Origin of the sequence: Citrobacter freundii complex sp. CFNIH4, assembly GCF_002934505.1 — a bacterium.
GTDB classification, from domain to species: domain Bacteria; phylum Pseudomonadota; class Gammaproteobacteria; order Enterobacterales; family Enterobacteriaceae; genus Citrobacter; species Citrobacter freundii.
The window spans coordinates 2715704-2726309 of the sequence record NZ_CP026231.1 but is presented as its reverse complement, the minus strand read 5'-3'; the positions used below and the strand labels follow the sequence as shown (position 1 = coordinate 2726309).

At 52.1% G+C, this 10606-nt stretch carries 7 protein-coding genes and 1 pseudogene; 3 read left to right on the top strand and 5 right to left on the bottom strand.

What is annotated here, in order from left to right; translation table 11 throughout:
• Positions 1-173: 173 nt before the first annotated feature.
• Entirely contained in the window at positions 174-1532 is a 1359-nt protein-coding gene (gene glpT, locus C2U41_RS14095; protein ID WP_044701171.1) for a glycerol-3-phosphate transporter, read from the top strand.
• A 3-nt stretch (positions 1533-1535) separates the two neighbouring features.
• Complete coding sequence (gene glpQ / locus C2U41_RS14090; protein WP_003839410.1) at positions 1536-2603, top strand: glycerophosphodiester phosphodiesterase; 1068 nt, start codon at positions 1536-1538, stop codon at positions 2601-2603.
• 62 nt (positions 2604-2665) lie between these two features.
• Here glpQ and C2U41_RS29970 read toward each other — a convergent pair.
• The 5 genes and pseudogenes from C2U41_RS29970 to ubiG form a co-directional block, all read right to left on the bottom strand.
• A pseudogene (locus tag C2U41_RS29970) lies at positions 2666-2755 on the bottom strand (hypothetical protein); the annotation flags it as partial.
• A gap of 21 nt (positions 2756-2776) precedes the next feature.
• The gene (gene yfaE / locus C2U41_RS14085; protein ID WP_003027609.1) at positions 2777-3031 is read right to left on the bottom strand and encodes a ferredoxin-like diferric-tyrosyl radical cofactor maintenance protein YfaE; all 255 of its coding nucleotides are present in this window, start codon (positions 3029-3031) and stop codon (positions 2777-2779) included.
• Complete coding sequence (gene nrdB, locus C2U41_RS14080) at positions 3031-4161, bottom strand: class Ia ribonucleoside-diphosphate reductase subunit beta (protein ID WP_003027605.1); 1131 nt, start codon at positions 4159-4161, stop codon at positions 3031-3033. Before nrdB ends, yfaE begins: the two co-directional genes overlap by 1 nt.
• A gap of 110 nt (positions 4162-4271) precedes the next feature.
• Positions 4272-6557, bottom strand: coding sequence for a class 1a ribonucleoside-diphosphate reductase subunit alpha (gene nrdA / locus C2U41_RS14075; protein ID WP_003027604.1), 2286 nt, complete (start codon positions 6555-6557; stop codon positions 4272-4274).
• A gap of 488 nt (positions 6558-7045) precedes the next feature.
• Positions 7046-7774 carry a bifunctional 2-polyprenyl-6-hydroxyphenol methylase/3-demethylubiquinol 3-O-methyltransferase UbiG gene (gene ubiG / locus C2U41_RS14070; RefSeq protein ID WP_003027601.1) on the bottom strand — a complete coding sequence of 243 codons (729 nt, stop codon included), beginning with the start codon at positions 7772-7774 and terminating at the stop codon, positions 7046-7048.
• A 158-nt stretch (positions 7775-7932) separates the two neighbouring features.
• Here ubiG and gyrA point away from each other — a divergent pair, with 158 nt between their 5' ends.
• Positions 7933-10569, top strand: coding sequence for a DNA topoisomerase (ATP-hydrolyzing) subunit A (gene gyrA, locus C2U41_RS14065; RefSeq protein WP_103849460.1), 2637 nt, complete (start codon positions 7933-7935; stop codon positions 10567-10569).
• The last annotated feature ends 37 nt before the right edge of the window (positions 10570-10606 follow it).

Genomic DNA, 10606 nt, shown 5'->3' with positions numbered 1-10606 from the left:
TGATTTCGTGCGCCTTTATGAACATTTGTCATAAATCTGTAACAATATGTGCTGCGTTTCACATTTTTGTTATGTATCTTTCCTTAACATCGCGGCCACACTGGGAGCGGTAGGGTAGTAATGACGAACTGCAGTGTTTACTTCGAATGAAAGACGGCCACGGAGGCTACACTATGTTGAGCATTTTTAAACCAGCGTCACACACGGCGCGTTTGCCTGCAGCGGAGATCGACCCGACATATCGTCGATTACGTTGGCAGATTTTTCTGGGGATTTTCTTTGGTTATGCCGCGTACTATCTGGTACGTAAGAACTTTGCCCTTGCGATGCCGTATCTGGTTGAGCAGGGGTTCTCGCGTGGCGATCTGGGTTTTGCGTTGTCCGGTATCTCCATTGCTTACGGATTTTCGAAATTCATCATGGGGTCCGTTTCGGATCGCTCGAATCCGCGCGTTTTCCTGCCAGCGGGTCTGATACTGGCTGCGGCAGTGATGTTGTTTATGGGCTTTGTGCCGTGGGCGACATCGAGCATCGCGGTAATGTTTGTGCTGCTGTTCCTCTGCGGATGGTTCCAGGGGATGGGCTGGCCGCCGTGTGGTCGTACCATGGTGCACTGGTGGTCGCAGAAAGAGCGTGGCGGCATCGTTTCCGTTTGGAACTGTGCGCATAACGTGGGTGGCGGTCTGCCTCCTCTGTTGTTCCTGCTGGGTATGGCCTGGTTCAATGACTGGAAAGCGGCGCTGTACATGCCTGCTTTCGGTGCGATCGTTGTCGCGCTGTTTGCTTTTGCTTTGATGCGTGATACGCCGCAGTCCTGTGGTCTGCCGCCAATCGAAGAGTACAAGAACGATTATCCGGACGATTACAACGAGAAAGCGGAAGAAGAGCTGACTGCGAAGCAGATCTTCATGCAGTACGTACTGCCGAACAAACTGTTGTGGTACATCGCTATCGCCAACGTGTTTGTTTATCTGCTGCGCTACGGCATCCTGGACTGGTCGCCGACTTACCTGAAAGAAGTGAAGCATTTTGCACTGGATAAATCATCCTGGGCCTACTTCCTGTATGAATATGCGGGTATTCCGGGCACGCTGCTGTGTGGCTGGATGTCGGATAAAGTCTTCCGTGGAAACCGTGGCGCGACCGGCGTGTTCTTTATGACGCTGGTGACGATTGCGACCATCGTTTACTGGATGAACCCGGCAGGCAACCCGAACGTAGATATGGCTTGTATGATTATCATCGGCTTCCTGATCTACGGCCCGGTCATGTTGATTGGTCTGCATGCGCTGGAACTGGCACCGAAAAAAGCGGCAGGTACGGCGGCTGGCTTTACTGGTCTGTTCGGTTATCTCGGCGGTTCTGTGGCTGCGAGCGCCATTGTCGGCTACACCGTTGACTTCTTCGGTTGGGACGGCGGCTTTATGGTGATGATTGGCGGTAGTGTGCTGGCGGTTATTCTGCTGGTAGTCGTCATGATTGGCGAAAAACGCCATCACGAAGAGATCCAGCTCAAGCGTAACGGGGGCTAATAGATGAAAACCACATTGAAAAGTCTCAGCGTGGCGCTGATGCTGGCAGGTATGGTTGTGAGCAGCGCGGCGGTTGCCGCAGATAAAGTCGTGATTGCGCACCGTGGCGCCAGCGGTTATCTACCGGAGCATACGTTACCTGCGAAAGCGATGGCCTATGCTCAGGGAGCGGATTACCTGGAACAGGATTTGGTGATGACTAAGGACGACCATCTGGTCGTCCTGCATGACCACTATCTTGACCGCGTCACCGATGTTGCCGAGCGTTTCCCGGATCGCGCGCGTAAAGATGGGCGTTACTACGCTATCGACTTTACGCTGGATGAGATCAAGTCGCTGAAGTTTACTGAAGGCTTTGATATCGAAAATGGCAAAAAGGTCCAGACCTACCCGGGGCGTTTCCCGATGGGTAAATCTGATTTCCGTGTGCACACTTTCGAAGAAGAAATTGAGTTCGTTCAGGGATTAAATCATTCAACCGGTAAAAACATCGGCATTTACCCGGAAATGAAAGCGCCGTGGTTCCATCATCAGGAAGGGAAGGACATTGCGGCTAAAACGCTGGAAGTACTGAAAAAGTACGGGTACACCGACAAGAACGATAAGGTCTATCTGCAGTGTTTTGATGTCGCAGAGTTAAAGCGCATTAAGAATGAACTGGAACCGAAGATGGGGATGGATCTCAATCTGGTACAGTTGATTGCGTACACTGACTGGAATGAAACTCAGGAGAAAAAGCCAGACGGCAGTTGGGTTAATTACAACTACGACTGGATGTTTAAACCGGGTGCCATGAAGCAGGTTGCGCAGTATGCGGACGGCATTGGGCCGGACTACCACATGCTGATTGATGAGAAGTCGAAGAAGGGCAATATCTCGTTAACTGGCATGGTGCAGGACGCACATCAGAATAAGATGGTGGTGCATCCGTATACCGTTCGCGCCGATCAACTGCCGGATTACACCACTGACGTAAACCAGCTGTATGACATTCTTTATAACAAAGCGGGTGTTGACGGGCTGTTCACCGATTTCCCCGACAAAGCAGTGAAATTCCTGAATAAAGAGTAATGGCATAAGGCCTGTGATGCACCTCCGGTCACAGGCCTTATTGGACGAAACGTGATTAACTGCTAGATAAGGCCGTCTGCTGTTAACGTTTTCCTACATGCCTGCAGGAGAAATAAAGGGCTGCCGTTCATCGGCGGCTCTTTTACCAGTAACAATTTTTATCCCGCCTTGCGTTACAGCTCTATTTCAATATCGCCTTTTGCCCGGCAACAGCAGGGCAATATTTCACCCGGTTGAATGAAGGCCAGAGGTTCGGCAATCCAGTCAACCTGTCCCGCCACCAGGCGGGTACGACAGGAGCCGCAGTAGCCTTCACGACACTGATATTCGACTTCAACATCGTGCGACTCGAGTGCGGCAAGTAGGGAAGGATGTTCATCCTGGCACAGCAGTTGTGTGCCAGAGATGCGCAAAGTCACGCGGCCCATCAGAGCTGGAAGTTACTCAGGTCGTCGGTATCAACTTCCGAATCGATCTGACCGACCAGATAAGAGCTGACTTCCACTTCCTGCGGTGCGACCTGGACGTTATCAGACACCAGCCAGGTATTGATCCACGGGATCGGGTTAGAGCGGGTCTGGAAAGGCAGATCGAGTCCGACAGCCTGCATACGGATGTTGGTGATGTACTCAACGTACTGGCACAGAATGTCTTTGTTCAGGCCAATCATTGAGCCATCACGGAACAGATAATCCGCCCACTCTTTTTCCTGCAGCGCGGCCTGTACGAACAGGTCGTAACATTCTTGTTTGCACTCTTCGGCAATTTCCGCCATCTCCGGATCGTCTACACCGCTGCGCAGAAGGTTCAGCATATGCTGAGTACCGGTCAGATGCAGGGCTTCGTCGCGGGCGATCAGACGAATAATTTTCGCGTTGCCTTCCATCAGTTCACGTTCGGCGAATGCGAAGGAGCAGGCGAAGCTGACATAAAAGCGGATCGCTTCCAGCGCGTTGACGCTCATCAGGCACAGATACAGCTTCTTCTTCAGCTCACGCAGGTTTACGACAACCGTTTTGCCATTAACGGTATGCGTACCTTCACCGAGCAAATGCCAGTAGCTGGTCATCTCGATCAATTCGTCGTAGTAGCTGGAAATACCTTCTGCGCGTTTCTGGATTTGCTCATTAGTGACGATATCGTCAAACACCACCGCCGGATCGTTAACGATATTGCGAATAATATGAGTGTAGGAGCGGGAATGGATTGTTTCAGAAAACGCCCACGTTTCCACCCAGGTTTCCAGTTCAGGGATCGAGATTAACGGCAGCAGCGCGACGTTTGGACTACGTCCCTGAATGGAGTCCAGCAGCGTCTGATACTTCAGGTTGCTGATGAAGATATGTTTTTCATGTTCCGGCAATGCCTGGAAATCGATACGATCGCGAGAAACATCGACCTCTTCCGGACGCCAGAAGAAAGAGAGCTGCTTTTCGATCAGTTTTTCAAAGATGTCATATTTTTGCTGATCGTAGCGGGCGACGTTCACCGGCTGGCCGAAGAACATCGGTTCCAGAAGCTGATCATTTTTCGTCTGTGAAAAAGTGGTGTATGCCATTGATGTGAATCCTGTCTGGAATGTACTGCCGGATGCGCTTTGCTTATCCGGCCTACAATACCGCGAATTAATTTGTAGGCCGGGTAAGCGCTACGCCACCCGGCAAAAGATTAAATCTTACATGCGCCGCTTTCGCAGCCATCGTCCTGAATGGACGGTACCAGATCGTCCTGAGAGTCTTCCGCACCGTCACGGGTGTTCTGATAATACAGCGTTTTGACACCAAATTTGTAGGCGGTGAGCAGGTCTTTCAGCAACTGCTGCATCGGTACTTTTCCGGACGGGAAGCGCGACGGATCGTAGTTGGTGTTGGCAGAAATCGACTGATCGATAAATTTCTGCATGATACCTACCAGCTGCAGGTAGCCGTCGTTGTTCGGCATTTCCCACAGCAGTTCATATGCGTCGTGCAGGTGTTCGTAGTCCGGCACGACCTGACGCAGAATTCCATCTTTCGATGCTTTGATGCTCACGTAACCGCGTGGTGGTTCAATACCGTTGGTGGCGTTGGAGATCTGCGAAGAGGTCTCGGACGGCATCAGAGCGGAGAGCGTGGAGTTACGCAGACCGTGAGTTTTAATTGATTCGCGCAGGCTTTCCCAGTTGTAATGCAGGGATTCGCTGACGATAGCATCCAGGTCTTTTTTATAGGTATCGATCGGCAGAATGCCTTTCGCATAGGTGGTTTCGTTAAACCACGGGCATGCGCCTTGCTCTTTCGCCAGCTCGTTAGACGCTTTCAGCAGGTAATACTGAATCGCTTCAAAGGTTTTGTGAGTCAGGTTATTGGCGCTGCCGTCAGAGTAGCGTTTACCGTTTTTCGCCAGCCAGTAGGCATAGTTGATAACGCCAATACCCAGCGTACGACGCCCCATCGCACCGCGTTTGGCGGCCGGAATCGGATAATCCTGGTAATCGAGCAGCGCATCCAACGCACGTACCGCCAGTACGGCCAGCTCTTCCAGTTCGTCCAGACTTTCGATAGCGCCCAGGTTAAATGCGGACAGCGTACACAGCGCAATTTCGCCGTTTTCATCGTTAACGTCGGTCAGCGGTTTGGTCGGCAGGGCGATTTCCAGGCACAGGTTGGACTGGCGTACCGGCGCGACAACCGGATCAAACGGGCTATGGGTGTTGCAGTGGTCAACGTTCTGAATATAGATACGACCAGTAGAGGCACGTTCCTGCATCATCAGTGAGAACAGCTCAACCGCTTTCACGCGCTGTTTGCGGATGCTGTCGTCGTTTTCATATTGGGTGTACAGACGTTCGAACTCATCCTGATCGGCGAAGAACGCGTCATACAGACCCGGGACGTCGGACGGGCTAAACAGGGTGATGTCGCCGCCTTTCAGCAAACGGGTGTACATCAGTTTGTTGATCTGTACGCCGTAGTCCATGTGACGAACGCGGTTGCCTTCGACGCCACGGTTGTTTTTCAGGACCAGCAGGCTTTCAACTTCCAGGTGCCACATAGGGTAGAACAGCGTGGCTGCACCGCCGCGTACGCCACCCTGAGAGCAGGATTTCACCGCAGTCTGGAAATGCTTGTAGAACGGAATACAGCCGGTGTGGAACGCTTCACCGCCGCGAATCGGGCTACCCAGCGCACGGATGCGACCGGCGTTAATGCCGATACCGGCACGCTGAGAAACGTATTTCACAATCGCGCTGGAGGTTGCGTTGATGGAGTCAAGGCTGTCGCCGCACTCGATCAGTACGCAGGAGCTGAACTGACGCGTTGGGGTACGCACGCCGGACATAATCGGCGTCGGCAGCGAGATTTTGAACGTAGAAACGGCGTCGTAGAAACGTTTTACATATTGCAGACGTGTTTCACGCGGATAGTTAGAAAACAGGCAGGCTGCTACCAGAATGTAGAGGAACTGTGCGCTTTCATAGATCTCACCGGTAACACGGTTTTGCACCAGATATTTGCCTTCTAACTGCTTCACCGCAGCGTAGGAGAAGGTCATATCACGATCGTGTACGATGAACGAGTCCATCTGCTTGAACTCTTCTTCCGTGTAGTCTTCCAGCAGATGATTGTCGTATTTGCCCATTTCAACCATTTTCACGACATGGTCAAACAGTTTTGGCGGTTCAAACTCGCCATAGGCTTTTTTGCGCAGATGGAAAATCGCCAGACGGGCGGCCAGATACTGATAATCCGGCGCTTCGCGGGAGATCAGGTCGGCGGCAGCTTTGATGATTGTTTCATGGATATCGGAGGTCTTGATACCGTCATAAAACTGAATGTGGGAGCGCAGCTCGACCTGAGAGATCGATACGTTATTCAGTCCTTCTGCCGCCCAATCCAGAACTCGGTGGATTTTGTCGAGATTGATGCGCTCTGTACTACCATCACGCTTTGTCACCAGCAGACTCTGATTCATGTGGTTTTTTACCTGTCCGTGAAAGAAAAAATATCCCCCATATTATCCACAGAGTCATGTTGTGACTAAGTCTGTGGATAAATACTATATGTAGGGGTTGTTTGATAAAATAGACGCTATATGGTGAGTATTCTAGTAGGGATTCTTTTCAGCACAAGAGTTGATTTTGAGGTTAAATTGAGGTTGCAAAAGGGTGAGAATCGCTAAGTGCGCGTCTTATAAGGCCTGGCGGGGATGTCAATAATTGAGAAAAAAAATAGAAATTTTGATCGAGTGCTGATTTCTTCATCTAAGGTAAGGAAAGTTCTTATGATCTGGCGCAAAAATTGCTGTACCGGTACTACTCAGGATTGGTAGGCGATGCGTAATAACGTAGGCCTGATAAGCGAAGCGCCATCAGGCGTTAAAGCCCGGAGTCGTGCCGGATGGCGGCGCTGGCGCGCTTTATCCGGCCTACAATCCAGCGTCATAAGGCCATGAGCGCTGGTTTATTCGCTTTTGGCGGTGGTATGCACCATATAGTTCACATCAACGCCCGGACCGAGTTTGAAGGTGTTAGTGATGGGGTTGTAGTGCAGGCCGGTCATATGACGCTCTTTCAGCACGGTCTGATCAACCCACTCTAACAGTTCAGCGGGCTTAATGAATTTTTTCACATCATGCGTGCCTTTCGGCACCATCCGCAGAATATATTCTGCTCCGACCACCGCCATCAGCCAGGATTTGCCGTTGCGGTTAAGCGTGGAAAAAAAGACTTCGCCGCCCGGTTTAACCAGCCTGGCGCAGGCCCTGACCACCGACTGCGGATCTGGTACGTGCTCCAGCATTTCCATGCAGGTCACAACGTCATACTGATGCGCATGCTTATCCGCATGTTCCTCGACAGTTTCTTGTACGTACTCCACCTGGATGCCGCTCTCCAGCGCATGCAGTTTTGCGACCTGTAACGGTTCAAAGCCCATGTCCAGCCCGGTGACGGTTGCGCCTTCGCGCGCCATGCTTTCCGCCAGAATGCCGCCGCCGCAGCCGACGTCGAGAACCTTTTTACCAAACAGGCCGCCTGAGCGTTCAGTAATGTAGCCCAGACGCAGCGGGTTAATACGGTGCAGTGGCTTAAATTCACCCTCAAGATCCCACCAGCGTGACGCGACTGCTTCAAACTTGGCAATTTCTTCATGGTCAACGTTGTGAGTAACCGGGGGTTTTTCGGCATTCATTGGGGCTTCTACTCCTAAATTTGCGATGCAAATGAGTATATCAGCCTGACGGGATGAATAAAGCCTCTGTCAGGGGGAATCCATTTACCTGAATCTTCACGTATGTGTTATAATTTGCGACCTTTGAATCCGGGATACAGTAGAGGGATAGCGGTTAGATGAGCGACCTTGCGAGAGAAATTACACCGGTCAACATTGAGGAAGAGCTGAAGAGCTCCTATCTGGATTATGCGATGTCGGTCATTGTTGGCCGTGCGCTGCCAGACGTCCGAGATGGCCTGAAGCCGGTTCACCGTCGCGTACTTTACGCCATGAACGTATTGGGCAACGACTGGAATAAAGCCTATAAAAAATCTGCCCGTGTCGTTGGTGACGTAATCGGTAAATACCACCCTCATGGTGATACCGCCGTTTACTACACCATTGTTCGTATGGCGCAGCCATTCTCCTTGCGTTACATGCTGGTAGATGGTCAGGGTAACTTTGGTTCTGTCGATGGCGACTCCGCAGCGGCGATGCGTTATACGGAAATCCGTATGTCGAAAATCGCCCATGAGCTGATGGCTGACCTGGAAAAAGAAACGGTTGATTTCGTCGATAACTACGACGGCACCGAACAAATTCCTGACGTCATGCCGACCAAAATTCCTAACCTGCTGGTGAACGGTTCGTCCGGTATCGCGGTAGGTATGGCGACCAACATTCCGCCGCACAACCTGACTGAAGTGATCAACGGCTGTCTGGCATATATTGACGATGAAGACATCAGCATTGAAGGGCTGATGGAACATATTCCGGGTCCGGACTTCCCGACTGCAGCGATCATCAACGGTCGTCGTGGTATCGAAGAAGCCTACCGTACCGGCCGTGGCAAAGTGTACATTCGCGCACGCGCGGAAGTCGAAGCGGATGCCAAAACGGGTCGTGAAACCATCATCGTCCACGAAATTCCGTATCAGGTAAACAAAGCGCGCCTGATTGAGAAAATCGCCGAACTGGTAAAAGACAAACGCGTAGAAGGCATCAGCGCGCTGCGTGACGAGTCTGACAAAGACGGTATGCGCATCGTGATTGAAGTGAAACGCGATGCGGTCGGGGAAGTGGTTCTGAACAACCTTTACTCCCAGACCCAATTGCAGGTTTCCTTCGGTATCAACATGGTTGCATTGCACCATGGCCAGCCGAAGATCATGAACCTGAAAGATATTATTGCCGCGTTCGTTCGTCACCGCCGTGAAGTCGTAACTCGTCGTACTATCTTTGAACTGCGTAAAGCCCGCGACCGTGCGCACATCCTTGAAGCGCTGGCGATTGCGCTGGCGAACATCGATCCGATCATCGAACTGATCCGCCGTGCGCCGACCCCGGCAGAAGCGAAAGCCGCGTTGGTTGCGCGTTCGTGGGAACTGGGCAACGTTTCCGCCATGCTGGAACGTGCTGGTGATGACGCCGCGCGCCCTGAGTGGCTGGAGCCGGAATTTGGCGTGCGTGACGGTCAGTACTACCTGACTGAACAGCAGGCTCAGGCTATTCTGGATCTGCGTTTGCAGAAACTGACCGGCCTTGAGCACGAAAAACTGCTCGACGAATACAAAGAGCTGCTGGAACAGATCGCTGAACTGCTGCACATTCTGGGCAGCGCAGATCGTCTGATGGAAGTTATCCGTGAAGAGATGGAGCTGATTCGTGAACAGTTCGGCGACGCGCGTCGGACCGAAATTACCGCGAACAGCGCTGACATCAACATCGAAGATCTGATTAACCAGGAAGATGTTGTCGTGACCTTGTCTCATCAGGGCTACGTGAAATATCAGCCGTTAACCGATTACGAAGCGCAGCGTCGTGGCGGTAAAGGCAAATCTGCAGCACGCATTAAAGAAGAAGACTTTATCGACCGCCTGCTGGTGGCCAACACCCATGACACGATCCTCTGCTTCTCCAGCCGTGGTCGTCTGTACTGGATGAAGGTTTATCAACTGCCGGAAGCGAGCCGTGGTGCGCGTGGACGTCCAATCGTTAACCTGCTGCCGCTGGAAGCGAACGAACGTATCACCGCAATTCTGCCGGTACGCGAGTACGAAGAGGGCGTCAACGTCTTCATGGCAACCGCCAGCGGTACCGTGAAGAAAACGGCATTGACCGAATTCAGCCGTCCGCGTTCTGCCGGTATTATCGCCGTCAACCTGAACGAAGGCGACGAACTGATTGGCGTTGATCTGACGTCCGGTAATGACGAAGTTATGCTGTTCTCTGCTGCCGGTAAAGTGGTGCGTTTTAAAGAGAACGCAGTTCGCGCGATGGGTCGTACGGCGACCGGTGTTCGCGGGATCAAACTGGCAGGTGAAGACTCCGTTGTTTCCCTGATCGTTCCACGCGGTGAAGGGGCAATCCTGACCGTCACGCAGAACGGTTACGGTAAGCGTACAGCGGAAAGCGAATACCCAACCAAGTCTCGTGGTACGCAGGGTGTTATCTCCATCAAAGTCACCGAGCGTAATGGCTCCGTTGTTGGCGCAGTACAGGTTGAAGATACCGACCAGATTATGATGATCACCGATGCAGGTACGCTGGTACGTACTCGCGTGTCGGAAATCAGCGTGGTAGGGCGTAATACCCAGGGTGTTATCCTTATCCGTACTGCGGAAGACGAAAACGTTGTGGGTCTGCAACGCGTTGCTGAACCGGTTGATGATGAAGAGCTCGACTCCATCGACGGAAGTGCAGCTGAAGGTGACGAGGATATCGCGCCTGAAGCGGAAAGCGATGATGATGCAGCGGATGACGCTGAAGAGTAATTAAAACGTAATAAGAAGGGCCGGAGAACTCCGGCCC